A 23,676-nucleotide genomic window follows, 5' to 3' on the forward strand; every position below is an offset into this window, starting at 1 on the left:
TCCTTATTTTACCAGCGCATCCTCGGTATTTTCATCGAAGCCGAGGAAACCGCCCGACTGACGGGCCCATAGACTTGCATAAATGCCGCCGAGCGTCACAAGTTCCTCGTGCGTGCCGTCCTCGACGATGCGCCCCTTGTCCATAACCACGAGACGATCAAGTGCCGCGATGGTTGAAAGGCGGTGCGCGATGGCGATCACGGTCTTGCCTTCCATCAAGGTATTGAGGCTGTCCTGAATGGCCGCCTCGACTTCCGAATCGAGCGCCGAGGTGGCCTCGTCCAGAATGAGGATCGGCGCATCTTTCAGCATCACGCGCGCAATGGCAATGCGCTGGCGCTGTCCGCCCGAAAGCTTCACGCCGCGTTCGCCGACATGCGCATCCAGCCCCTGCCGTCCCTTCGGGTCAGTCAGCAGCGGAATGAACTGATCGGCCTGCGCCAGACGGATCGCCTGCTGGAGCATCTCTTCGGTGGCATCCGGACGTCCATACATGATGTTTTCGCGTACCGAACGATGCAGAAGCGACGTATCCTGCGTCACCATGCCGATATTGGCGCGAAGCGAATCCTGCGTGACTTTGGAAATGTCCTGCCCGTCGATCAGAATGCGGCCCTTCTCCAGATCGTAGAAGCGCAACAGCAGATTGACCAGTGTGGACTTGCCAGCGCCGGACCGTCCGACGAGACCCACTTTCTGGCCCGGCTGGATGGTGAGCGTGAGATTTTCGATAACCCCTTTGCCCTTGCCGTAATGGAAACCGATCTTGTCAAAGTCGAGCTCGCCTCGAGTCACATGCAATGCCGGTGCATTGGGAACGTCCACGACCTCGTGCGAACGCGCAATCGTCGTGATCCCGTCCTCCACCGTGCCGATGTTTTCAAACAGGGCCGACATTTCCCACATGATCCATTGCGACATGCCGTTGAGGCGCAGCACCAGACCGATGCCGACGGCAACGGCGCCGACAGTGATCGCTTCATTCATCCAGAGCTGGATGCCGATTGCGCCCACCGCAAACAGCAGAATGCAGTTCGCCATGTAGAGCGTGAAATGAAACAATGTGATGAGCCGCATCTGCCGATGCACGGTGCCGAGGAAGCCATCGAGGCTTTCCTTCACATATGATTCTTCCCGGCTTGAATGCGAGAAAAGCTTCACGGTTGCGATATTGGTATAGCTGTCGACGATGCGCCCCGTCATCGACGAGCGCGCATCGGCCTGCTGTTCCGAAATCACGCGCAGACGCGGAATGAAGACACGCAGCAATATGATGTAGACGACGAGCCAGACGGCAAACGGGATCATCAGTACCAGATCGGCAGACGCTGCGATGAACAGCGTGCCCGCGAAATAGACGATGACATAGTTGAGCACGTCCAGAAGCTTCATCACCGTTTCACGAACGGCGAGCGCAGTCTGCATCAGCTTGGTCGAGATACGTCCGGCAAACTCGTCCTGAAAGAACGCCATCGACTGGCGGATCAGGTAACGGTGCATCAGCCAGCGCACGCGCATCGGATAGTTGCCGAGCAATGTCTGGTGGATCAGCAGCGAATGGATCAGCACCACACCCGGCAGGCCGATCAGGACAACGCCCGCAATCAGCGCCAGCCGCCAGCCTTCATTGCTCAGGAATGTCTCGCGCGACTGGTGCGACAGCCAGTCGACAATATTGCCCATGAAGGCAAAGAGCGACACTTCGATCACGGCGATGAGCGTGGTGAAGATCGCCATGCCGATGATCCACGGCCATGCGCCGCGGGTATAATAAAGGCAAAAGGCTACCAGTCCGCGCGGGGGTTCGCGCGGCGGTTCTTCGGGATAGGCTTCGAGTCGTTTTTCAAACCATCTGAACATGGCGATCCTTTTACGGGCACCTTGCAAATTTTCCAAGACGGGACAGGAACAAAACAGGAATATTTTCGTGATGCGAGAATAATTTTTTCTTGCGTGCGCCATCCTCGCCAACTGATGTGTTGACATGAGACGCGCAATCACTCTGAACGCTTGCAGCCATCGGATTTGTAAGCTACCCGCATCATATGGAACTGCGCGTCGCACTTTACCAGCCCGACATCCCCGGCAATACGGGAACCATCCTGCGTATGGCCGCATGCCTCGGCTTTGCGGTCGACCTGATCGAACCCGCCGGTTTCGACATTTCCGACCGCTCCCTGAAGCGCGCCGGAATGGACTATCTGGAGCAGGCTGCCCTCACCCGTCATCAAGATTGGCGTCACTTCGAAGACTGGCGCCAGCAGGCCGGACGCCGCATCGTGTTGCTGTCCACCAAGGCAGCGATCCCCTATACGGATTACCAGTTTCAGGAAAATGACATCCTGCTCTTCGGGCGCGAGTCGTCGGGCGTCCCCGACAATGTCCATGATTCCGCCGATGCACGGCTTCTCATCCCCATGATGCCCGGTGCGAGATCGCTAAATCTTGCGGTTTCGGTTGCGATGACGGCAGGCGAAGCTCTGCGCCAGCGGAGGGAAATCGTCGATTCCCCCCGGCAGGAATGACAATCCAGGATTGCGCCTTGCGAAAGGACCGGCTTCGCAAGGCATCCCATCCCCCATCCGGTCTGAAAGGCTCGCTTCGTCCATGAACCTGTCTGTTCGCACACTCGCTCTCGCTGCCTCCGCCGCTTCCCTGCTGGCAAGCGCTCCGGCCTTTGCCAAGGAGGCTTCCGCCATCGCGCCCAAGGTGATGGTCATCACCATGTTCGGCGAAGAAGCCAAGCCATGGTTTGAAGGCGAAAAATTCACACAGAAGATCAAGCTGCCGGGCCTGAGCCCCGAATATCCGGAGATCGACTGCACCGCCGAAGGCCTCTGCCACATGACCACGGCCATGGGTTTCGCCAATGCCGCAAGCGCGACTGCGGCTATGGCGCTGAGCGACAAGCTCGACCTCTCGCACACCTATTTCCTGATCGCGGGCATCGCCGGTGTCGACCCGAAACATGGCACGCTCGGATCGGCGCATTGGGCAAAATATTCCATCGATGCCAATCTGAACCACCGCATCGACATTCGTGAGGCGCCGGAAGGCTGGCCTACGGACTTCTTCGGCCTTGGCGCTGCAAAGCCCGGCGAAAAGCCGAAATGGGCCGCAGGCACGGAAGTGTTCGAACTGAACGGCAAGCTCGCCGATTACGCTCTGGCAACGACCAAGGATGTCGCACTTCTGGATAGCGATGCGGCGAAGGAATATCGCAAGCATTATACGCAGGAAGCGGCAACCGGCGCGCCCAAGGTCACGATCTGCGATACGGCATCGGGCGATACCTACTGGCATGGTGCGAAGCTCGGCGAAGCCATGACCGAATGGTCGAAGCTTCTGACCGACGGCAAGGCCGACTACTGCACCTCGCAGATGGAAGACAATGCCACGCTGACTGCGCTGAAGCGCGCTGCCGAAGCCGGCAAACTCGATTTCGACCGCATCGCATTGCTGCGCACCGCGTCGAACTTCGACCGTCAGGGCAAGGACCAGACGGCGGCTGAATCGCTCGCCGCAAATTCCGGCGGCTTCCCGCTCGCCACGACCAACGCCTATCGCGTCGGCAAGGCCTATGCCGACAGCATCATCCAGAACTGGAATGCTTGGGAAAAGGCACCGCAGACAGCAGGAAAATAAATTGCTAGTGGTCTTTTTGATTTCGATATTTACTCGGCGCTCCTATCCGAGGGATGCAAATTTCGAAATCAGACCACCAGTTATTGATCTGGCAATTTTGAAAATATAAATTGCCAGATCAATCATGGGATTGATTCAAAACATTATTAAAATTACTCCATCGCCATTACACGTTAATGTGATTGGAGACGAATATTGAAGAAAATTATATTTTCTATTTTTTTATACTGTACAAATTGCGGAATTGCCAACTCAGCAGATATTCCAGAACAAAAATACACGGGCGTAAACTATACAATTTCTGGTGGCGTAGGATATTCCTGGATCAAGGCTGACGAAATAGTATATGACCAAGACAACAGAATAAGTCATCTTATCTGGAAGTCTCAGATGCCAGTTTTAAGCGGCAAGATAACAGCAGACATTGGTTCTGATGTTACATTCTCGGGCAACTTGAAAGTCGGCTTGCAAGGGAAAGGAAATATGCACGATTATGATTGGCTTTCCAATGTCCGCGGCTTCCAGGGATATGACTTCAACAACTGGACAGATCATTCTCAAAGCGAAACCGATTTGGACCGTTACATCAATTTTGACGTCGCCCTGGGGCATAACTTCGTTATCAACCCGCAGAATACATTGAATATTCATGGCGGCTTTAAATATACGAATGTGAAATGGACGTCCTATGGTGGTGATTTCGTCTATAGTTCACGATATTTTCGCGATACCGAGGGAAGTTTTCCTGACGGAAAGGGCATAAGTTACGAACAGCGTTTGCCAGCGCTTTTCGTTGGCTCCGAATGGACCACGAAACTGGACCGTTGGTCATTCAGCGCTCTTGGGCGCGCCGGCATGACCGTTTCCGGCAAGGATATCGATGATCACTGGATGCGCGATCTACGTTTCATTGACACGTTTAACGCTGCGCCATTCTTTGAACTTCAAGCGAACGTGTCCTATTCGTTCAACGAGCAAACAAGCCTTTTCGTCGCTGCCGGGTTTGAAAAGCATCTGAAAATGCGAGGCGATACCCAGATTATCGATCGCTCCGACAACACGCAGGACTTCATTTCCAATGGCGCCGGCGCTTCGTTTCAGGCAGCAACTGTATCAGCGGGCTTGAAGGTAGCATTTTGAGGCATAGTTCGATCTGAGTTAAACGAGGATAGATCAGAGGCTGGAACCTGAGATCAAACGGGTAGCGGCCCAGAATTTCAAAAATGGAAACGCCCTTCGGCTTTACCGCAGGGCGTTTTTTGCTAACAGCAAATCCGAATCTTATTTCATCGCCCCACACAGTCAGACCCTTTCGCTAGGGTCAGGACCTATCGATTGCGTGACAATGACGGGACGCCATCCGATTGGATACGAGGAGAAACGGCGAAGGAAACGTGGTTTATTATCGAGCCTTTTCGACGCTGTATCCAAGTGGATGGCCGCACACTTCGGGCACCGAAATGCCAAGGCTCATCGCAGGTCCTGCCCCTGATCTCGGGCACAATCCGGCCGGAGTGAATCGCGCTTTAATCCGCAGTCGCAAGCCGGCGCATGGTAAACTCGATCACATCGTCCGGGCGCTCGCACCAGCTTTCGATTTCGGTCCAGTAAGCTGCTTTCGGGAATGTTTCGAACCATTCGCGCGCTTTTTCACGCGCTGCCAGCCTCGGCAGGGTAAATGTCTCGCGAACGAAACCGTCGCGCGGCATCCGGCTTTGCTTCAGGCCTTTCTGGGCGCGACTCTTCTGAAGCTGCTTGCGCAAGCCTTCGAGCGGTGGACGGGGCGGTGCTGCTGTCATGCTTTTGCCTCCAAACCCTGGGTAGAGAAAGATAAGGGAGCAGGTTAACAAAGACGAGTCTTTTCTTGGGGAGAGGGTCTATACTGCCCGGCGATCACGCGCTTCGTGCTTTGCGCCAGCAGCGGACTTTGATAAGCCAAGAAGCAATAGTTCATCCATTTACCCTTGGCTGCCTGATACCGCCGACGATCCGGCAAACCGCGCCGGAAGGAAACAGACAATGCAACGCGACGAAATTCCAGCAATCATCCCCGCAGACATCGAAGAGAAGAAGCAGACGGCACAGCGCTGGTTCGAGGAACTGCGCGACCGCATCTGCGCAAGCTACGAACAACTTGAAGATGAATTGCAGGGCCCGCTTTCGGATCGTGAGCCGGGACGCTTCGTTCGCACGCCCTGGCAGAAGGACGAAGGTCGTGGCGGCGGCGGTGTCATGTCCATCATGCATGGCCGTGTCTTCGAAAAGGTCGGCGTGCATGTCTCGACGGTCTATGGCGAGTTCTCGCCGGAATTCCGCAAGCAGATTCCAGGTGCCGAGGAAGATCCGCGTTATTGGGCCAGCGGCATTTCGCTCATCGCCCATCCGCAGAACCCGAATGTGCCTGCCGTCCATATGAACACGCGCATGGTCGTGACCACGCGCCAGTGGTTCGGTGGCGGTGCCGATCTGACGCCGGTTCTGGACAGCCGCCGCACGCAGGATGATCCCGATACGCTTGCCTTTCACAAGGCCTTCCGTTTCATCTGCGAGAAGCACAAGGATATCGTCGATTATCAGCGCGTAAAGGACTGGTGCGACGAATATTTCTTCCTGCCGCACCGCAACGAACCGCGCGGCACCGGCGGCATTTTCTATGACTGGCTGCATTCGCCGGACGAAAAAGGCGGATGGGAGGCGGATTTCGCCTATACGCGCGATGTGGGACGCGGCTTCTCGGTCGTCTATCCGCATCTCGTGCGCCAGAACTTCAACAAGGATTGGACCGACGCGGATCGAAACGAACAGCTCATCCGTCGTGGCCGCTATGTCGAGTTCAACCTGCTTTACGATCGCGGCACGATCTTCGGCCTCAAGACCGGTGGCAATGTGAATTCCATCCTGTCTTCCATGCCGCCCGTGGTGAAGTGGCCTTAACGGTACTGAATGAAAAGGGCCGGAAAACCGGCCCTTTGTTTTAGCGCCTGAATCAAAAAGCGTCAGGCCGCAGCGCAAATGGCGATTTTCGAGAACCGGAGCGCGGAAAAAAGCCATTTGCAGCAAGGCATGGTGACTTTTGGACCAGACACTTATACCAAAACTCGATGAGCTTGACTCATCGAGTTTTGGTTAAGCCCGTGCGGCGACTGAGCATTTTCAGGGCGTGATGCGTTAGCATCTCAGCGCCCTGGTATTATGCCTCGAATGCGACATGATAGGTCACGTTGCCTTGCGGCATATCCGGCCCGAAGGCCAGACATTGGAAATATTCCGCTGGCAAACCCGGCAGTTTCAGCCGCTCATCGGCCTTGAAGCCGAAACGACCGTAATAGCCGGGATCACCCAGAAGAACGCAGCCTTTAGCTCCGGCCGCACGCAATTGCGCAAGGCCCTCGCGGATAAGCTTGGCGCCGATCCCCTCACCTTGCCTGTCTGGACGGACCGAAACAGGCCCAAGCCCGTACCAATCCTTGTCTTCGCCGCCGATCAGAACCGGCGAAAAAGCGATGTGACCGAGAATGTCGCCTTTGTCTTCGGCAACCAGTGACAGAGTGAGCGCCTTTGCAGCGCGAAGCGCATCGACGATTTCTCCTTCCTTCTGGTTGCTGTAAGCCACGGTGCGGAATGCCTCATCCGTCAGGTGGCGGATTTCAGCGGCATCTTCAGACGTTTCCTTGCGAATATGCATGACGCTCTCCTTCACCGGTTATTGAGCTGAGCGCGAACATTTTCGCGCCCTTTGAACGAGATGCGATAAGGACTACCCATTCGGGATTCGATCAGCCGCTTACGGCGCAATTGCTGGAAAACTGCCATCGTGCAATCGGAAAGCAGATAGCCTTCACGGGTAAAGCATTCGATTTCGCAGATACGTCCGTCTTCGCGCAGATGGCGGATGTAACCGCCCTGCGCCAGCACGTGCAAGACGCGCTGTTCCATGCGTGAGATATTCATTGTTGTTCATGCCTGGATGGAAACCATGACAAACACCAGCTCTCGCGGATGGTGAACCATCCACGGCCAATGCCGTTTCCGCTCCTGAACACTGCCCGTCAGGCGCTTTCAGCACCTGCCGTCTTGCAGCTAGTTCGGACCGATCAAAGGCTTCCTACAATCCCTAGCATCAACAATTCCTCTTCAATGCATTTCCGGCAAAAGCGCTAAGCTGTTTTGCGCCTCGAAATGCGTGGGGTAAGACAAGAGGGCCCACAAGCCCTCTGTCGGATCATCTAAGATCACATTCGCCAGAAGTCAAACCGTTCAGGCTTTCGGCTGGTTGCGAAGCTTTTCTGCTTCCGCATAGAATTTCTTTTCCCACTCATTGTGGTTATCGAGCCCCTCCTTGATGAAGGGCGTGAAGATCGCAAGATTCATCAGGCACCAGTTGACGAAACGCGCCGGGAACTTGAGCGGCTTCACGAAATCGACGAAAAGGACCACGCGTGTCTTGTCGGTGTGGTTCCACGCCTCATGCTCATAGGCATCATCGAAGATCAGCACCTTGCCTTCCTGCCAATGACAAACCTGATTGTCCACGCGGATGGCAAGCTGGTCATTCGGTTCCGGCACGATGAGACCAAGATGCAGGCGCAGCACGCCATTATAAGGTCCGCGATGCGGCGGCAGATGCTTGCCCGGTTCAAAGATAGAGAACATTGCCGTCGTCAGGCCGGGGATCTTGTTGACGATACGCCAGGTTTCCGGGCAGGCCTTGATGTTCTGTTCCGACTTCACGCCGAAACCGAGCAGGAAGAATGTCTTCCAGCGATTATCTGTCGAGATCGTCTTCACATCGGTCGAAATATCCTGAAAAGAAGGCAGTTCGCTCTGACGCAGCAGAACCGTATCCAGTTCCTTGCGGATGGCAGGCCATTCCTTCTCGATCTCGGCGGACCAGGGGAAAGTCGCATTGTCATAGACCGGCGGATTGCCGAGCTTGGCATATTTCAGATTGAGACCTTCAGCCCAGGATACGATCCCCATGAAGAAACGGGTGATCGGGCTTGGCCGGTCCATGGCGGCGATGCCTTCGGTACCAAACTTCTGCTTCGGATCGGTCGCTGCCTTGTCTTGTATCGATGTATCGGGATTGGACATCTCATATTCTTTCAAAACGCGCGCTGAAAAGTCTTCATTGCCTATATTGGGCCTGTTTGTCCCAAAACCGGTTCCCACTTTTGGGAAACATGCTCCCGCTATAAAGCGATGAAACTACGGCTGAAATTTGCAAGCAAGCCGTCAGTTGTTTATTTTAAAAGCATTTCCAACAAAAGTGAGACACGGTTTTGTGTTCGGAAATGCTTGGGAAAAAACGGTTAGAGCGAAACTGCACTAACCGCGATCAAGTTTGTCCAGAAGCGTGGCACGGTCAAGACTAAAACCGGAGTCAATCCAGAAAGTTTCAAGAGATCGCAATGCCTCTCCGAGCCCCGGCCCTTTTTCAATGCCCAGAGCCAGAAGATCGCTGCCGGTGACGGGGAAAACAGGGGCATCATAATGCTCGGCGGCATCGAGAAGACGCGCGAAACCACCAGCGCGGATCATTGCATCGTCGCTGCCTGCAGCGTCGGTCCGCGCTGCCGCATAGGCCAGGCGAATACGATCAAGCACAGCCTGCTTGCTGCCGCGATAGATTGTCTTCTTCAGCGCTTGTTCTGAAAGCTCGGGCTTTACAGCGTCGGCCCGCGCCCAGGCTTCAAGCCGCGCCCTTTCTGCATTGGACATTTTCAGCCGCTTGCCCATCTCTTCCATCCGCACGCTATCGGGCGGAATGATACCCTCAAGCCGCAGCAGCGGATCAGGTTGCCAGCCAAGATCGGCCTCGGTTCGCACCAGCCCATGAATGGCGTCGATACCCCATTTCTCGCTTTCAGGCAGAATAAGATTCAGCACTCCCGCCTGCCGCATCCACAAAAGCGCGCGCGACGGATCGGGAGCGGACAGGAGTTTCTTTAGTTCCGACCAGACCCGTTCGGCAGAAAGCTGTGAAAGACCGTCCTTCAACCGCGCGCTGGCGCGCAAGCCGTCGGCCTCGGGCCGCCCTGAACCATACCAGGCGAAAAAACGGAAAAAACGCAGGATGCGTAGGTAATCCTCGCGAATGCGCTGTTCTGCATCGCCAATGAAGCGCAGCGTCCGGCTCTCGATATCGGCAAGGCCGCCGACCTCATCGATAATTGTGCCATCGGCGGTCACATAAAGCGCATTGATGGTAAAATCACGCCGTTCAGCATCGGCTTTCCAGTCGGTTCCGAAAGCGACTTTCGCGTGGCGACCATTGGTTTCGATATCCTGCCGCAGCGTTGTGACCTCGAATGGATGTCCCTGCACGACGACGGTGATTGTGCCATGCTCGATGCCGGTCGGCACCGGTTTGAAACCGGCTTCCGTCGCAAGCCGCATGGTTTCTTGCGGCAGATGCGTCGTCGCCAGATCGACATCGCTCACCTTGGTGCCAAGCAATGTGTTGCGCACGGCGCCACCCACGACACGCACTTCGCCGCCATCACGATTCAGCGCCTTGAACAGGGCTTGCAACGGCTTTGCCTTCAGCCAATCCGCCTTGCCGGAAATATTCATACTCTCGCTCAAACGTAGAGCCTTTCATAAAGTCCGCGAATGATACCGGCGGTTGCCCCCCAGATGAATCGCTCGTGATAGGGCATGGCGTAATAGAAGCGTTCCTTGCCGTTGAATAGCCGGCTTTCACGCCGATGGTTCTCCGGGTTCATCAGGAAGGAAAGCGGCACCTCGAAAATATCGGCGACCTCGTCCGGGTTGGGATGCACGTCGAACGGCGTTTTCACCACCGCCAGAATGGGCGTGATCGAAAATCCGCTACCGGTGAGATAACGCGGCAGATTGCCAATGATCTCGGCACGATCCGCTGCGAGCCCGATTTCCTCGTTCGCCTCGCGAAGGGCCGCCCGCTCCGCCGTGCCATCCTCCGGGTCGATTGCGCCGCCCGGAAAGGCGATCTGGCCGGAATGCTTGCGGAGCGTATCGGTGCGCTGTGTCAGAAGAAGTGTTGCCTCCGATCCGCGATCCACCACCGGCACCAGCACGGCGGCGTCGCGCATCTTAGCCATCGTCATTAATTGTGTAATATCGGGATTAAGTGAATGATCGCCAGTCAGATCATTGTGGCTGGGACGCCACTGTCGAACCCGCTCGGCAAAATCACCGGCTGAAAAGGCTGGGAATTCATTCATTGCAGTGCAGCCTCCAGTGCATCGGACGCCATGATCGGAAAGACCACGCCGCCAGAGCGAACCGCAAATGTCGGCACGCCGTCGATTTCGATTTCTTCGCCCAGCGCCACCAGATCATACATGACGGCCCGTGCGATCAACGCCTCCAGCCCTCCGCGAACCAATATATAGGGCTTCAATCCACCGCTTGTCTGCTCGATTACGAAGCGCAGGGGATGCTGCGCGTCGGCAGCCACGACGTCACCCACATTGGTGCGGAACGTCAGCACCTGCGCCTCGCCCTCGCCAGACACTTCCATCTCCACCGCAACAAAATGCGCGTCCTCGACACGGATGCCGACTTTTTCCACCGGCGTTACGAGATAGGTCCGGCCATCATCATCCTTGCGCAACACCGTTGAGAACAGCCGCACAAGCTGTTTGCGCCCAATCGGCGTACCCATGTAGAACCAGGTGCCGTCTGCCTTGATTTCCATATCGAGATCGCCGCAAAAGTCCGGGTTCCAGCGCTCAACTGGCGGAATCCTGCGCTCTTTCGTTGCCGGACCGCTTTGCGCGTCGGCATGGGCGCGCGCAATCAGGGCCTCCAGACCGCCGGTTCCTTCTGCGGTGCGCATCGAACTTTGGGGCGCGTCTTTGCCTTCAGGGGTGCTTTTTATCATCCGACTCGGTTATTCCTGCTCGAATGTGTTTAATATGCTCGAAGTCATGAAATAGTCACCGTTTCGCGGCTTGTCAGTATATATAGCGATTTATAAGAGCCTGAATCAAAAAGCGGCATGTGTGTGCGAAAATGGTGATTTTCGAGTACCGGAGCGCAATGTACTTTCGGGTACATGAGCACCGGAACGCAGACAAATTGCCATTTGCAGCCGCACAGGGCGACTTTTGGAACAGGTTCTAAGGCAGTTCCGCCAGAGCGGTCATATATTGCGAGGTCCACATGAGCGTTATCGTTACGCCTGAAACCGCCAGTCCCGAACAGATCGTCGCGGAGGCCGAACGGGCGCTCGCAGACATCGCACGCATCAAGGAAAGCGTCGGGACTGTGATCTTCGGTCAGGAAAACGTGATCGAGCGCACGCTCGTCGCCGTTCTGGCTGGCGGGCACGCCTTGCTGGTCGGCGTACCGGGTCTCGCCAAGACCAAGCTGGTCGAAACACTGGGCACCGTGCTCGGCCTTTCCGGCCAGCGCATCCAGTTCACGCCCGACCTGATGCCATCCGACATCATCGGCTCGGAAGTCATGGAACAGGATGCCGATGGGCGGCGCTCGTTCCGCTATCTCAAGGGCCCGATCTTCGCGCAGCTCCTGATGGCCGACGAAATCAACCGCGCCAGCCCACGCACGCAATCCGCGCTGCTGCAGGCAATGCAGGAATATCACGTCACCGTCGCCGGCCAGCGTTACGATCTCCCGGCACCGTTTCATGTGCTAGCGACGCAAAACCCGCTGGAGCAGGAAGGCACCTATCCGCTGCCGGAAGCCCAGCTGGACCGCTTCCTGATGCAGATCGACATCCTCTATCCGGAACTGGATGCGGAACGCCGCATTCTTCTGGAAACTACCGGCGTTTCCGAGGCCAAGGCCTATGAGATCATCAACGCCGAACGGTTGATCGAAATGCAGACTTTGGTGCGACGTATGCCAGTGTCGGAAAGCGTCGTGGAAGCAATCCTCAAGCTGGTGCGCTCCGCCCGTCCCGATGCCGATAACGACCATGCAAAGAAACACATCGCCTGGGGCCCCGGCCCACGCGCCAGCCAGGCGCTGATGTTGTGCGCCCGCGCCCGCGCGCTCTATGAAGGCCGCCTTGCCCCATCCGTCGATGACGTGAAAGCGCTGGCCGAGCCAGTCCTTCAGCACCGCATGGCGCTCAACTTTGCGGCGCGCGCCGATGGCATGCATATTCGTGACGTCATCGCCAATCTGGTAAAGGCTGCCGTCTGATGGTCATTGGCGCAGAAGTTTCCACCGCAGATCGCAAGGAGACACTTGCTCGCGCCCGTGCGCGGGCAGCGGCCATCCCCGATCTGCTGGTTGAAGCTCAGCGCGTGGTCAACACCGTCATGAACGGCTGGCACGGACGGCGCAAACGCGGTCCCGGCGAAAATTTCTGGCAGTTCCGTCCATATGTGGACGGCGAATCCCTTTCCCGCATCGACTGGCGGCGTTCTGCGCGCGACGATCATACCTATGTCCGCGACCGCGAATGGGAATCCGCCCATACGGTCTGGCTCTGGTGCGATTTCTCGCCCTCGATGCTCTATCGCTCACAGCTTGCGCCAGTATCCAAGGAAGCGCGTTCGCTCGTGCTGACGCTCGCTCTTGCCGAACTTCTGTCGCGCTCCGGCGAACGCATTGCCTTTCCGGCGCTGATCCAGCCTTTTTCGGCCCGCAACGGCGCCGAGCGTCTTGCGGCAGCGCTGATGCACGAAGCGCCGGTTGCGGCGCTGCCGGACATCGGGCAGATCCGCCGCTTTTCCGAAGTCGTCCTCGTATCGGATTTCCTGCATCCGTTCGATGAACTGACCGATCTTCTCAACCGTCTGGCGCAGCGCGGTGTCCGCGCACATCTGGTGGAAGTTGCCGATCCGGCGGAAGAAACATTTCCCTATTCCGGCCGCACCGAGTTCCGCGATCCGGAAACCGGCGCCACCCTTGTCGCCGGTCGGGCCGAAACCTATGCGGACGACTATCGCCGCCTCTACATTGCGCGCCGTGAAACCCTGTCAGATTTCTGCAAGCGGCTCGGCTGGAGCTATACGGTTCACCGGACAGACAGGCCGACGGCGGAAGCACTGGCACGGCTTCACGATGCCCTGAGCGCAACAGGGAGCAGCGCAATGGGGACTAGCGCCAAGGGAAGCAGCATATGAATTTTCTGCCGCTCGCCTTCGGTTCGCCGTTTATCCTCGCCGGGCTGATCGCCCTGCCGGTCATCTGGTGGCTTTTGCGCATGACGCCGCCGCGTCCGCAGGAGGAAACCTTTCCGCCGCTTCGCATTCTGGCGCAGGTGTTCAAGCGCGAGGAAGTGCCGTCGAAAAGTCCATGGTGGATGACGCTGCTGCGGCTGCTGATTGCCGCGCTCGTCATTCTTGCACTTGCCTCGCCGGTCTGGAATCCGCGTCCGGTCGCACTGTCCGGCAATGAGCCGCTTGCCATTGTTATCGACAATGGCTGGGCTTCCGCCGAGGACTGGCAACAGCGGGTCAATGCTGCCGAAAAACTCATCTCCGATGCGGAGGGGACCGCTGCGCCGATCTACATCGTGGGTTCAGCGGAACCAGCCAATGCCGAAATCGGCCCCTATGACGGCAAGGGCGCTGCCGAGCGCCTTCAGGCGCTGGAGCCGCGCCCCATCCCGGTTGATCGCAAGTCGGCAATGGAACGGCTGGCTTCCACCTTGCCCGCCGATACAAAGGTCCGCCTTGCCTTCATGAGCGACGGACTGGCATCGCCAGATGACACGGAAACCTTCGCGAAACTGGACAAGTCGGGGCATCTCGCCTCCGTTCTCTGGTATGGCGCGAACCTCAGCCGCACCTTTGCTCTGACAGGCATAGACAACAAGGCTGACAGTCTGGAAGCCGTCGCCATCCGCCCGGAAGGTGTATCTGCTCCGCGCACGCTCACTGCTGCGGCCTATGACGACAAGGGACGTCGCATCGCTGAAGCGCCGCTTTCCTTCGCGCTTGGAAGCGCAGAAGGCACTGCACGCTTCAACCTGCCGGTGGAGCTTCGCAATGATTTCCGCCTGATCCGCGTGGACGGCATTGAACAGGCAGGTGCAACACGGCTGATCGATGCGGGATCGGAACGGCGCACAGTCGGCCTTATCGCCAGCGGTGACGGCGATCTGGCGCAGCCCCTTCTCTCGCCGCTGCATTATATTTCCCGGGCGCTTTCGCCCTATGTCAATCTGATCGAACCGCGCTCCGCCGATCTTCTGCAATCCGTGCCGGAAGTGCTGGATGCAAAGCCGTCGATCCTCATCATGGCCGATATCGGCACGCTGCCGCAGCCTGTCACCGAACAGCTTTCCAAATGGATCGAGGACGGCGGCACGCTGGTGCGGTTCGCAGGCCCGCGCCTTGCCGGTGCCAGCGACAATGATCCGCTTCTGCCGGTGAAATTGCGCAAGGGCGAACGCGCGCTTGGCGGCACGTTATCGTGGTCGGAACCGCAGAAGCTGCGCATTTTCCCGGAAAAAGGACCTTTTGCCGGCCTGACCGTCCCCGATGATGTGACCGTCACCCGGCAGGTTCTGGCCGAACCGTCATTCGATCTCAACGACAAGGCTTACGCTGTTCTTCAGGACGGAACGCCGCTCGTCACGGGTGAACAGCGCGGACGCGGCAATATCGTATTATTCCACATCTCTCCCGATGCCAGTTGGTCGAGCCTGCCTATTTCAGGTTCATTCGTGGAAATGCTGCGCCGCATCGTGTCGCTGTCACAGAGAACCGGCGCGCAGGAAAATCAGGCTTCGGTCTCGCTGCCGCCCTACCAGCTCCTTTCGGCTTCCGGTGCGCTGACCCCGCCCACATCAGAGGCGAAGCCGCTCATCGTCGAAAAGGACAAGCAGGCCAGCGTCAGCATCAACACGCCACCCGGTTTTTATGGCAATGAGGACGGCTTGAAAGCGCTCAACATCTTTGAAGGTGCGAACATCAAGCTGCAACCGATTGCCCAGCCGACGCTATCCGTCGGAATAACGCCCGCCTCCTACACATCGGACCAGTCGATCTCGCTGGCGGGACCGTTCTTTGCGGTCGCCGCAATGCTTCTCGCACTCGATACGCTTTTGATGCTGTGGCTGCGCGGTGCCTTCCGTCGCCGCATGAAAGTGCGGGCCAAGGCAGCGGGAATAGCCGTTCTGCTGGCCGGGTTCCTCGCCTTCAACCTTCTTCCTTCCGGAATAGGCAAAGCACAAGCTCAGACTCAGGCACAATCCCAGTCTGAGGCTCAAGAGCAGGTGCATGACGACACCAAGCCCGGAGACGAGGCGATCATCAACTCCGTCTCGCAGACGCATCTTGCCTATGTCATCACCGGCAGCGCCCAGACCGACGACATCAGCAAGGCAGGCATGCGCGGCTTGAGCTTCGCGCTGATGGACAAGACCGCGCTCGAACCGGGCGATCCTGTCGGCGTCGATCCCGCCAAGGATGAGCTGGCCTTTTATCCGCTGATCTACTGGCCTATCGACCCGCAAGCGCCGATGCCAAGCCCGGAAGCGATTGCCAGGGTCGATGCCTATATGCAGCAGGGCGGCACCGTGCTTTTCGACACGCGCGACCAGTTACAGGCTGGAGCCAGTCTCGATCCGTCCGCCTCACCCGCCAACCAGCGCCTGCGCGCCATTCTCGACGGCATGAACGTTCCGCCACTGGAACCCGTGCCCGACGATCATGTGCTGACCAAATCCTTCTTCATCATGCCGGATTTCCCCGGTCGCTATGAAGGCAGCCCGTTGTGGGTCGAGGCCTCGACACCGAATGCCTCGCCCCGCGAGCGCCCCGTGCGCACCGGCGATGGCGTGACGCCGATCATGATTACGGCCAATGATTTCGCTGGCGCATGGGCCGTGGATGAGCAAGGCAATCCGCTGTTTCCGACCGTGCCGAACGACCCGATGCAGCGCATCTATGCCATTCGCGGCGGTGTGAACATCGTGATGTATATGCTGACCGGCAACTACAAGTCCGATCAGGTCCACGCCAAGGACCTCATTGAGCGGCTGGGGAACTAGCATGATGCTTTGCAGCCCTGTTGCCACTCGATCCCGTTTATCTTTCCCCCTCATCCTGAGGAGCCATCCCCCGCTTGCGCGGGGATGGCGTCTCGAAGGGCTGAGGGGAAACGCACGGTGCGCCTGCCCTCACCCTCGATCCTTCGAGGCTTCGCTTCGCTCCGCACCTCAGGATGAGGGTGGAAGTGTAGTAGCTGACACGGTAGAAACCTACGGCAGTAGGAGGTGAGAATGAATATCGAATTCGAACCATTCCTCTCCACGCCCTGGCTGATTGCCGTTCTCGTGCCGCTGGCGTTGCTGGTTCTGGCCACGATTGCGTTGCGGATGCGTGGAGGGCTGATCCGCCTTCTGGCTGCGGCAGCGCTTGCACTCGCTCTTTTCAATCCTGTCATCATCAATGAAGAACGCGAACCGCTGAAAAGCGTGGTCTCGGTGGTCGTGGATCGCAGCCAGAGCCAGGAACTCGGCAGCCGCCGTGCCGACACCGATGCCGCCTTGAAGGCGGTGCAGGACCAGCTTGCAGCCATGCCGCAGTTTGAAACCCGCGTGGTGGAAGCAGGCAAGCCCGGCGAAAACGAAGACGGTTATGCAACCCGGCTTTTCGGGCCGCTGGCGCGTTCGCTTCTCGATGTGCCGCCGTCCCGCGTCGCGGGCGCGATCATGATTACCGACGGCCAGGTCCACGATATTCCCACCAACAAGAATGCGCTCGGCTTCGATGCGCCGCTGCATGGTCTTGTGACCGGCAAGCCGGACGAATTCGACCGCCGCATCCGCTTCAACAAGGCGCCGCGCTATGGCATCAGCGGCAAGCCGCTCGAAATGTCGTTTACGGTGATCGATGAAGGCAAGAACCTCGGCAGCCCTGCGCCGGTCGAAATCCGCGTCAATGGCGAAACCGTCAGCGAGGAAGAAGCGCAGGTCGGGCAGGAAACGCCCGTCACCATTACCCTGCCGCGCGCCGGTGTGAACATTGTCGAAATCGCCACGCCAGCGCTTCCCGGTGAAGTAACGGATGCCAACAATCGCGCTGTCGCAACCGTGGACGGCGTCCGCGAGAACCTGCGCGTACTGCTCGTCTCCGGCGAGCCGCACAATGGCGAACGCACATGGCGCAACCTGCTGAAATCCGATGCCGCCGTCGATCTCGTTCACTTCACCATTTTGCGCCCGCCGGAAAAGCAGGACGGCACTCCGATCAACGAATTGTCGCTGATCGCATTCCCGACGCGTGAACTCTTCGTGGACAAGGTCAACGAGTTCGACCTCATCATCCTTGACCGCTACCAGCACCGCGACGTGCTGCCGCTACTCTATTACGACTACATTGCGCAATATGTGGAGAATGGCGGCGCCTTGCTGGTTGCAGCCGGTCCTGAATATGCAGGCGAAATGTCGATTGCCCGCACACCGCTTTATAGCGCCCTGCCCGCCATGCCCACCGGCGCGGTGACGGAAAAGGCGTTCTATCCGCGTCTCACGACGATCGGCAAACGCCACCCCGTCACGCGCGGTCTCGACGGCAGTGATCAGGAGCCGCCGCACTGGAGCCGCTGGTTCCGCACCATCGACATTACCGCGCCGCAGGGCGAAACCGTGATGAGCGGCGCAGACAACAAGCCATTGCTGGTTCTCAACCGCGTCGGAAAAGGCCGTGTCGGCATGTTTCTCTCCGATCAGGGCTGGCTTTGGGCGCGCGGCTTCGAAGGCGGCGGCCCTTATGCTTCGCTCTATCGCCGTATCGCCCATTGGCTGATGCAGGAGCCGGAACTGGAGGAAGAGGCGCTGACCGCCTCCGGCAATGGCCGCACGCTTTCCATCCGCCGCCAGACCATGGGCGACAATCCGGGTGTTGCAACCGTCACCACCCCATCCGGCAAGGAATTGCAGGTCAATCTTGCGCAAAGCAAGCCGGGCCTGTTCGAAGGTTCATTGCAGACGGACGAGATCGGCATCTTCCGGGTGAAGAATGGCGATCTGGAAGCACTGGCCCATGTGGGGCCGATCGATGCGCCAGAATTCGCAGACAGCATCTCCACCCCGGATCGCCTGAAGCCGCTCGCTGACGCGACCGGCGGCTCGGTCCATCGTGTACGGGCAAGCGCCGCGAGTTCGGTCCGGGTTCCCACGATTACCGCCATCAGTGGTAATCGTAGCGCCAGCGGCAATGACTGGATCGGCCTGCGTGAAACTGCGGATACGCAGTTGAAAAGCGTCAATCGCCTGCCGCTGTTCTCCGGCTTCCTGGCGCTTGGCCTGCTGCTCTTCGTCTTCGGCAGCATGTGGTATCGCGAAGGGCGGTAAACCGCCCCTCGCTTTCCCCTCTTTTTAACTATTTCGCCTGATTGGCGTGGCGCACGATGCCACTGGCACCGTTCAGCGCGCCGGTTGCAAGTTCGCAGGCGAGCATCCGGCGCGGATCGACAGGCGCTGGCATGACCATCGAACCCGGCGTCACCATCTGGAACCCGAATGGACCGTAATAGGGCTCGTCGCCGACGAGGATAACCAGCTTGTGGCCAGCCTTCCGGGCTGCTTCCAGCGACATGCGCATCAGCTTGCCGCCAATACCCCGCTTCTTCCATTCAGGCCGTACAGCAAGCGGCCCGAGCAGAAGCGCAGGCGTCTTGCCAACCATAACCGGCGTCTGCCGCACAGACCCGACGACGATGCCGCCCATCAGCGCCACAAAGGAAAGATCGAGAGCATGCGGACCGCCTTCACGGATGAAATGCGCGGCACGGGTAAACCGGCCGGGTCCGAAGGCTTCGGCATTGATGGCTTCGATTTCAATGTCGTGCGCCGGGCATTCCTGCGCGTAGGTCAGTTCAAGCTGCTGCATGGGCTTAGATCGCAATAGGAGAAGTCGGTGACCGTCAGGTCAATGGAATGCATTCCGCGCTTGAGCGCGGTTCAAGTTTCATCGTCGGATGAAAAGCATTTCCATTAATCGTTCTCCTTGGCGGTCGGCGTTTGAATGACCGCAATTTGGAAGTTGCATTACACCAAAATGGACAGAGGTAAAACTATTTTTTTCAAAATGGCGGTTTTGACTGATCTTTTTGGAACCGTTACGCACTGTTCACGGCTTGCAGTGCTGCAAAATGGCGGTTCTCGCCCTATTCTCTTTCCAAAAGGAGAAATCGCATGGGACTTCTGGTCGATGGCAAGTGGCATGATGTCTGGTACGACACCGAAAGCACGAAAGGCCGCTTTGAACGTTCAAAATCGCAATTCCGCAACTGGGTGACCGCAGACGGCAGCGCCGGCCCGACCGGTGGAGGCGGCTTCAAGGCCGAGCCAGGTCGCTACCATCTCTACGTTTCATATGCCTGTCCGTGGGCCCACCGCACGCTGATCTTCCGTGCCCTGAAGGGACTTGAAGATGTCATCTCGGTATCGGTCGTGGATTATCTGATGGCGGAAGAAGGCTGGACCTTCTACGGCACGACCGGCAGCACCGGCGATGCACTTTACGGTGCAAAGCGTTTGCATGAAATCTACACGCGCGCCGATCCGAACTATTCCGGTCGCGTCACCGTGCCGGTTCTGTGGGACAAAGAGCGCCAGACGATCGTGTCCAACGAATCGTCGGAAATCATCCGCATGCTCAACACGGCCTTCAACGAATTTGGCGACGCATCGCTCGACTTTTACCCGGAAGCATTACGCGGCGAAATCGATGCGCTCAACGATTTCATCTATCCCAATATCAACAACGGGGTTTATCGCGCCGGTTTCGCCACCACACAGGAAGCCTATGAGGAAGCATTCGGGCAATTGTTCGCAGCGCTTGATTCGCTTGAGGATCGCCTTTCGCGGCAGCGCTATCTGACCGGCGACCGCTTGACAGAAGCCGACTGGCGGCTGTTCACGACACTGTTGCGCTTCGATCCGGTCTATGTCGGCCATTTCAAGTGCAATCTGCGCCGTATTGCCGATTACCCGAACCTTTGGAATTACACACGTGAGCTCTATCAGGTGCCGGGCGTGGCCGCGACCGTGAACATGGAGCACATCAAGGGCCATTACTATCGCAGCCACAAGACGATCAATCCGACCGGCGTTGTACCGCTTGGACCGGAAATCGATTTCTCTGCACCACATGACCGGGACCGGTTCCCGAAAGCCTGACCGGACCAACTGCGTTCTTCCTGCAACACTGTTGTTAGAACATCAGCACTCTCTCAAATCTCTTGCGCCCCTTTGATTTCGATCAATGGGGCGTTTCGTTACGCGGTCCAGATTGCATGCATCACTACCCCAAGGCGAACAAGACTGACCACGACATAAGGAGAGAGAAGATGAACCGCTTCACGATGGGATTGCTGGCCGCAACCGCGCTGACCCTTGCCGCACCGGCAGCATTTGCTGCGGACGCCATTGTAGCCCAGCCTGCATCGGAAATTCAGGCCGTACCGGAAGCTCTGTCGCCATGGCAGATCCGCGTGCGCGCACTCGGCGTCATTCCCCAGAATTCCGGCTATGTGAACGGCGTTTCAGGTTCGGATCTCGACTATTCGAAGTCAATCACGCCTGAACTCGACATCACCTACTACTTCACCGACAATTTCGCAGCCGAACTCATTCTCGGCACGACCTATGCCAATATCAATGGCGCCGGTTCAATCGATGGATTGGGCAAGATCGGCAAGGCATGGTTTCTGCCTCCGACCCTCACCCTGCAATACCACTTCACCAATTTCGGTGCCTTCAAGCCTTATGTCGGCGCGGGCGTGAACTACACCATGTTTTACAATCAGGATGCGACCGGCGTTGAATATCTCAAGGTCAAGAACGCATTCGGCGGCGCGCTGCAGATCGGCTTCGACTACATGCTCAACGAGCATTGGGGCGTGAACTTCGACGTCAAGAAGCTGTTCCTGGAGCCGAAGTTCGACGCCACCCTGATCGGCGGCACGGAAGTCAGCGGCAAGGCCAAGCTCAATCCATGGCTGATCGGTACGGGCATCACCTATCGCTTCTAAAATACCGCAAATTGCGGTGAAGGTGCAGCCAATGCGCCTTCACCAAAGCGGAAGCGGTTCCAGATCGTGAAGCGCTTCCTGCAAGCGCCGCTTGGTTGACGGCGTCGTCCCTTCCGGCAGATCGTCCAGTGGAAAGAACCCGCATTCGGCAATTTCCCGGTCCGGCAAACGCGGTGCCGTCTGTTCGAATTTCCTGCATATATAAAGCGCCACGTGGTCACGCGGCGATGCATGCGCATTCTTGTAGAGCGCAAAAAGCTGCGGAGGGCCTTTCAGAACGATATTGGCCTCCTCGCGCAACTCCTTTTCCAACGCCTGCCCGAAAGTCTCGCCGCGCTCGACACCTCCACCCGGCAGCTGCCACCCGGGTACATAGGTATGCTTCACGAGAAAAACGGAATTCTTCTTTTCATCGAAGACAATTGCCCGGACGCCCAAGGTCATCGGACGTCGCATTAGAAAATAAGTATGAAATATGAAATGACGAAAGCGCATACCGTCTCTCCGCGAGGCAATATACCTACAGCATCGGCCCAAAAATCGGAATCGATTTTTTGGAAAGCACGATGCGTAGATTCAATAGTTTAGAGCGACCTTTGTGCGTCCTTAAGGACGCACGGCGCTCTACCCCAAACAGCACTGACATCAACAAAAAGTCGCTAAAAAGGTTTCGGTTTCAAGCATTATCCAGTAAATGGGCTTAATGTTCCGTCTCGCCCATATCTCCGATATACACCTTTCGCCTCTGCCGCGCGTGCGATATCGCGAATTGGCATCGAAGCGTATCACCGGCTATATCAACTGGCTGCGCAATCGCAAAAACGCGATGCACGGAACCGTGCTGGACACTCTCATCGGCGATATGCAGGCGCAAAAGCCGGATCATATTGCGGTGACGGGCGATCTCGTCAATCTGGCGCTCAATCTCGAAATCGATATTGCCCATGACTGGTTGTCCAGATTGGGCAACCCCGACGATGTCTCGGTCGTTCCCGGCAATCACGATGCCTATGTTCCGGGCGCGCTCGACAAGTCGTGCCGCAAATGGGAACCGTGGATGCGCGGCGACGGAATCGACAATCACGGCAACCGCCCGCAATTTCCCTATATGCGCGTGCGCGGACCCGTTGCGCTGATCGGCGTTTCGTCAGCGCGTGCGACAGCCCCCTTCATGGCGAGCGGTGATTTCCGGTCTGCGCAGGGCAAGCGTCTGGCCGCAATGCTGGATGAAGCCGGTGCACGCGGGCTCTTCCGCATCGTGATGATCCATCATCCGCCGATCTATGGCGCAACGCCTGCCCATAAACGGCTCTATGGCATTCGCCGTTTCCAGAAGATCATACGCAAGCATGGCGCGGAACTGGTACTTCACGGCCATACGCATCTTATCACGCATTACGAGATCGACGGGCCAAACGGCAAGATTCCTGTTATCAGCGTCCCGTCCGCAAGCCAGAATTTCGGCGGCCACAAGCCTGCTGCCCGCTATAATATATTCAATATCGATAAACGGCCTGACGGCGGCTGGTCCTGCCTCATGGAAGAGCACGGCGTTTCCGATGCAAGCGAGACAATAACCAAGCTCAACGAGCGCGTTCTTTATTGATGGCATTACAAAAACGGCGCCGAAGCGCCGTTTTCAATCCGGTTTCAAACACCCTTTATGCGCTAGCGGTTGCGGAAGGTGATGTTACAGCCCTTCCGTGCTGACGCCTGTTCCAAAGCCTGCATTTCGCCCTTCAGACGGGCCACTTCAGCAGCCTTTGCTCCATCACCATTATTCAAGAACAGTGCTGGCCAGAACAGAACAAGCCCAACCCCCGTTGTTATAGTATCGCGCGTCGCAGCGGAGTTCTGTCTGCCGACGGCTGCCGCAGCGCTATAGGATAACCGCACGGCCTCTTCCTTCAGCTGCGAACAGCTCTGGGAATTATATATGCTGGTGGGAACATAGCTGGCAGAGATATTATCAGCGCGGGTGGCGCACCCAGAAATCAAAGCAAAACAAGACAATACGTATAAAGAACGTTTCATAAAAAAACTCATCATGAAAATTATAAGTAAGCAATAAAAGGC

22 protein-coding genes and 1 pseudogene are annotated in these 23,676 nt (G+C 57.4%); 11 read left to right on the top strand and 12 right to left on the bottom strand.

All coding sequences use genetic code 11. The features are described 5' to 3' along the window. Positions 1–3: 3 nt before the first annotated feature. A complete protein-coding gene (locus F9K94_RS05155) occupies positions 4–1,860 on the bottom strand; it encodes an ABC transporter ATP-binding protein (protein ID WP_151644014.1) in 1,857 nt (618 codons plus the stop codon). Positions 1,861–2,045: 185 nt separating this feature from the next. Between F9K94_RS05155 and F9K94_RS05160 the strand changes: the two genes are divergently transcribed. The 3 genes from F9K94_RS05160 to F9K94_RS05170 all read left to right on the top strand — a co-directional run bounded on the left by F9K94_RS05160 (position 2,046) and on the right by F9K94_RS05170 (position 4,785). After that, entirely contained in the window at positions 2,046–2,525 is a 480-nt protein-coding gene (locus F9K94_RS05160; protein WP_061345906.1) for a tRNA (cytidine(34)-2'-O)-methyltransferase, read from the top strand. An 82-nt stretch (positions 2,526–2,607) separates the two neighbouring features. Beyond that, the gene (locus F9K94_RS05165; protein WP_061345905.1) at positions 2,608–3,645 is read left to right on the top strand and encodes a purine-nucleoside phosphorylase; all 1,038 of its coding nucleotides are present in this window, start codon (positions 2,608–2,610) and stop codon (positions 3,643–3,645) included. A gap of 195 nt (positions 3,646–3,840) precedes the next feature. Next, positions 3,841–4,785: an omptin family outer membrane protease gene (locus F9K94_RS05170; RefSeq protein WP_235920563.1), complete on the top strand. Its 945-nt coding sequence runs from the start codon at positions 3,841–3,843 to the stop codon at positions 4,783–4,785. A 386-nt stretch (positions 4,786–5,171) separates the two neighbouring features. Here the strand turns inward: F9K94_RS05170 and F9K94_RS05175 are convergent, their stop codons facing one another. Continuing rightward, positions 5,172–5,444: a hypothetical protein gene (locus tag F9K94_RS05175; RefSeq protein ID WP_010659602.1), complete on the bottom strand. Its 273-nt coding sequence runs from the start codon at positions 5,442–5,444 to the stop codon at positions 5,172–5,174. Positions 5,445–5,664: 220 nt separating this feature from the next. On the opposite strand from F9K94_RS05175, the gene hemF reads away from it, so the two are divergent. Then, on the top strand, positions 5,665–6,579 hold the full coding sequence (hemF, locus tag F9K94_RS05180; protein WP_061345903.1) for an oxygen-dependent coproporphyrinogen oxidase: 915 nt from the start codon (positions 5,665–5,667) through the stop codon (positions 6,577–6,579). Between the two features lie 256 nt (positions 6,580–6,835). Here the strand turns inward: hemF and F9K94_RS05185 are convergent, their stop codons facing one another. From F9K94_RS05185 to F9K94_RS24915, 7 genes and pseudogenes are all read right to left on the bottom strand, one after another. Further along, positions 6,836–7,330: a GNAT family N-acetyltransferase gene (locus F9K94_RS05185; RefSeq protein WP_061345902.1), complete on the bottom strand. Its 495-nt coding sequence runs from the start codon at positions 7,328–7,330 to the stop codon at positions 6,836–6,838. Positions 7,331–7,341: 11 nt separating this feature from the next. Beyond that, positions 7,342–7,596 carry a YjhX family toxin gene (locus F9K94_RS05190; RefSeq protein WP_061346453.1) on the bottom strand — a complete coding sequence of 85 codons (255 nt, stop codon included), beginning with the start codon at positions 7,594–7,596 and terminating at the stop codon, positions 7,342–7,344. A gap of 306 nt (positions 7,597–7,902) precedes the next feature. Beyond that, entirely contained in the window at positions 7,903–8,739 is an 837-nt protein-coding gene (locus F9K94_RS05195) for an aspartyl/asparaginyl beta-hydroxylase domain-containing protein (protein WP_081104457.1), read from the bottom strand. Positions 8,740–8,973: 234 nt separating this feature from the next. Then, positions 8,974–10,233 carry a CCA tRNA nucleotidyltransferase gene (locus F9K94_RS05200; protein ID WP_192799439.1) on the bottom strand — a complete coding sequence of 420 codons (1,260 nt, stop codon included), beginning with the start codon at positions 10,231–10,233 and terminating at the stop codon, positions 8,974–8,976. After that, on the bottom strand, positions 10,230–10,853 hold the full coding sequence (locus F9K94_RS05205; RefSeq protein ID WP_061345899.1) for a CoA pyrophosphatase: 624 nt from the start codon (positions 10,851–10,853) through the stop codon (positions 10,230–10,232). The genes F9K94_RS05200 and F9K94_RS05205 overlap by 4 nt, the downstream gene beginning before the upstream one ends. Continuing rightward, on the bottom strand, positions 10,850–11,515 hold the full coding sequence (locus F9K94_RS05210; RefSeq protein ID WP_151644016.1) for a DUF1285 domain-containing protein: 666 nt from the start codon (positions 11,513–11,515) through the stop codon (positions 10,850–10,852). Before F9K94_RS05210 ends, F9K94_RS05205 begins: the two co-directional genes overlap by 4 nt. Before the next feature lie 94 nt (positions 11,516–11,609). Further along, positions 11,610–11,719: pseudogene (locus F9K94_RS24915) on the bottom strand (flagellar basal body P-ring protein FlgI); the annotation flags it as partial. Between the two features lie 77 nt (positions 11,720–11,796). Between F9K94_RS24915 and F9K94_RS05220 the strand changes: the two are divergent. The 4 genes from F9K94_RS05220 to F9K94_RS05235 all read left to right on the top strand — a co-directional run bounded on the left by F9K94_RS05220 (position 11,797) and on the right by F9K94_RS05235 (position 18,916). Beyond that, a complete protein-coding gene (locus F9K94_RS05220; RefSeq protein WP_061345897.1) occupies positions 11,797–12,804 on the top strand; it encodes an AAA family ATPase in 1,008 nt (335 codons plus the stop codon). Continuing rightward, complete coding sequence (locus tag F9K94_RS05225) at positions 12,804–13,733, top strand: DUF58 domain-containing protein (RefSeq protein WP_151644018.1); 930 nt, start codon at positions 12,804–12,806, stop codon at positions 13,731–13,733. The genes F9K94_RS05220 and F9K94_RS05225 overlap by 1 nt, the downstream gene beginning before the upstream one ends. Beyond that, a complete protein-coding gene (locus tag F9K94_RS05230; RefSeq protein WP_151644020.1) occupies positions 13,730–16,609 on the top strand; it encodes a DUF4159 domain-containing protein in 2,880 nt (959 codons plus the stop codon). The genes F9K94_RS05225 and F9K94_RS05230 overlap by 4 nt, the downstream gene beginning before the upstream one ends. A gap of 231 nt (positions 16,610–16,840) precedes the next feature. After that, a complete protein-coding gene (locus tag F9K94_RS05235) occupies positions 16,841–18,916 on the top strand; it encodes a glutamine amidotransferase (protein ID WP_151644022.1) in 2,076 nt (691 codons plus the stop codon). A 28-nt stretch (positions 18,917–18,944) separates the two neighbouring features. Here the strand turns inward: F9K94_RS05235 and F9K94_RS05240 are convergent, their stop codons facing one another. After that, entirely contained in the window at positions 18,945–19,454 is a 510-nt protein-coding gene (locus F9K94_RS05240) for a GNAT family N-acetyltransferase (protein WP_151644024.1), read from the bottom strand. A 305-nt stretch (positions 19,455–19,759) separates the two neighbouring features. Between F9K94_RS05240 and F9K94_RS05245 the strand changes: the two genes are divergently transcribed. Both F9K94_RS05245 and F9K94_RS05250 read left to right on the top strand, forming a co-directional pair. Continuing rightward, positions 19,760–20,746: a glutathione S-transferase family protein gene (locus F9K94_RS05245; RefSeq protein WP_151644026.1), complete on the top strand. Its 987-nt coding sequence runs from the start codon at positions 19,760–19,762 to the stop codon at positions 20,744–20,746. Between the two features lie 170 nt (positions 20,747–20,916). Further along, on the top strand, positions 20,917–21,600 hold the full coding sequence (locus tag F9K94_RS05250; protein WP_151644028.1) for an OmpW/AlkL family protein: 684 nt from the start codon (positions 20,917–20,919) through the stop codon (positions 21,598–21,600). A 39-nt stretch (positions 21,601–21,639) separates the two neighbouring features. Here the strand turns inward: F9K94_RS05250 and F9K94_RS05255 are convergent, their stop codons facing one another. Beyond that, on the bottom strand, positions 21,640–22,095 hold the full coding sequence (locus F9K94_RS05255; protein WP_012091643.1) for an NUDIX domain-containing protein: 456 nt from the start codon (positions 22,093–22,095) through the stop codon (positions 21,640–21,642). Positions 22,096–22,303: 208 nt separating this feature from the next. Here F9K94_RS05255 and F9K94_RS05260 point away from each other — a divergent pair, with 208 nt between their 5' ends. Continuing rightward, positions 22,304–23,206 carry a metallophosphoesterase family protein gene (locus F9K94_RS05260; RefSeq protein ID WP_151644030.1) on the top strand — a complete coding sequence of 301 codons (903 nt, stop codon included), beginning with the start codon at positions 22,304–22,306 and terminating at the stop codon, positions 23,204–23,206. A 62-nt stretch (positions 23,207–23,268) separates the two neighbouring features. Here F9K94_RS05260 and F9K94_RS24645 read toward each other — a convergent pair whose 3' ends face one another. Further along, positions 23,269–23,496: a hypothetical protein gene (locus F9K94_RS24645; RefSeq protein ID WP_235920564.1), complete on the bottom strand. Its 228-nt coding sequence runs from the start codon at positions 23,494–23,496 to the stop codon at positions 23,269–23,271. Positions 23,497–23,676 lie beyond the last annotated feature (180 nt).

It is taken from the genome of Brucella tritici (assembly GCF_008932285.1).
Lineage (GTDB): Bacteria > Pseudomonadota > Alphaproteobacteria > Rhizobiales > Rhizobiaceae > Brucella > Brucella tritici.

Coding starts and splice junctions, on each gene's coding strand:
- F9K94_RS05220 (WP_061345897.1), top strand. CDS start 11,797: ATGAGCGTTATCGTTACGCCTGAAACCGCCAGTCCCGAACAGATCGTC.
- F9K94_RS05240 (WP_151644024.1), bottom strand. CDS start 19,454: ATGCAGCAGCTTGAACTGACCTACGCGCAGGAATGCCCGGCGCACGAC.
- F9K94_RS05260 (WP_151644030.1), top strand. CDS start 22,304: ATGTTCCGTCTCGCCCATATCTCCGATATACACCTTTCGCCTCTGCCG.
- F9K94_RS05190 (WP_061346453.1), bottom strand. CDS start 7,596: ATGAATATCTCACGCATGGAACAGCGCGTCTTGCACGTGCTGGCGCAG.
- F9K94_RS05205 (WP_061345899.1), bottom strand. CDS start 10,853: ATGAATGAATTCCCAGCCTTTTCAGCCGGTGATTTTGCCGAGCGGGTT.
- F9K94_RS05230 (WP_151644020.1), top strand. CDS start 13,730: ATGAATTTTCTGCCGCTCGCCTTCGGTTCGCCGTTTATCCTCGCCGGG.
- F9K94_RS05155 (WP_151644014.1), bottom strand. CDS start 1,860: ATGTTCAGATGGTTTGAAAAACGACTCGAAGCCTATCCCGAAGAACCG.
- hemF (WP_061345903.1), top strand. CDS start 5,665: ATGCAACGCGACGAAATTCCAGCAATCATCCCCGCAGACATCGAAGAG.
- F9K94_RS05210 (WP_151644016.1), bottom strand. CDS start 11,515: ATGATAAAAAGCACCCCTGAAGGCAAAGACGCGCCCCAAAGTTCGATG.
- F9K94_RS05160 (WP_061345906.1), top strand. CDS start 2,046: ATGGAACTGCGCGTCGCACTTTACCAGCCCGACATCCCCGGCAATACG.
- F9K94_RS05245 (WP_151644026.1), top strand. CDS start 19,760: ATGGGACTTCTGGTCGATGGCAAGTGGCATGATGTCTGGTACGACACC.
- F9K94_RS05235 (WP_151644022.1), top strand. CDS start 16,841: ATGAATATCGAATTCGAACCATTCCTCTCCACGCCCTGGCTGATTGCC.
- F9K94_RS05165 (WP_061345905.1), top strand. CDS start 2,608: ATGAACCTGTCTGTTCGCACACTCGCTCTCGCTGCCTCCGCCGCTTCC.
- F9K94_RS05185 (WP_061345902.1), bottom strand. CDS start 7,330: ATGCATATTCGCAAGGAAACGTCTGAAGATGCCGCTGAAATCCGCCAC.
- F9K94_RS05175 (WP_010659602.1), bottom strand. CDS start 5,444: ATGACAGCAGCACCGCCCCGTCCACCGCTCGAAGGCTTGCGCAAGCAG.
- F9K94_RS05250 (WP_151644028.1), top strand. CDS start 20,917: ATGAACCGCTTCACGATGGGATTGCTGGCCGCAACCGCGCTGACCCTT.
- F9K94_RS05225 (WP_151644018.1), top strand. CDS start 12,804: ATGGTCATTGGCGCAGAAGTTTCCACCGCAGATCGCAAGGAGACACTT.
- F9K94_RS05255 (WP_012091643.1), bottom strand. CDS start 22,095: ATGCGCTTTCGTCATTTCATATTTCATACTTATTTTCTAATGCGACGT.
- F9K94_RS05195 (WP_081104457.1), bottom strand. CDS start 8,739: ATGTCCAATCCCGATACATCGATACAAGACAAGGCAGCGACCGATCCG.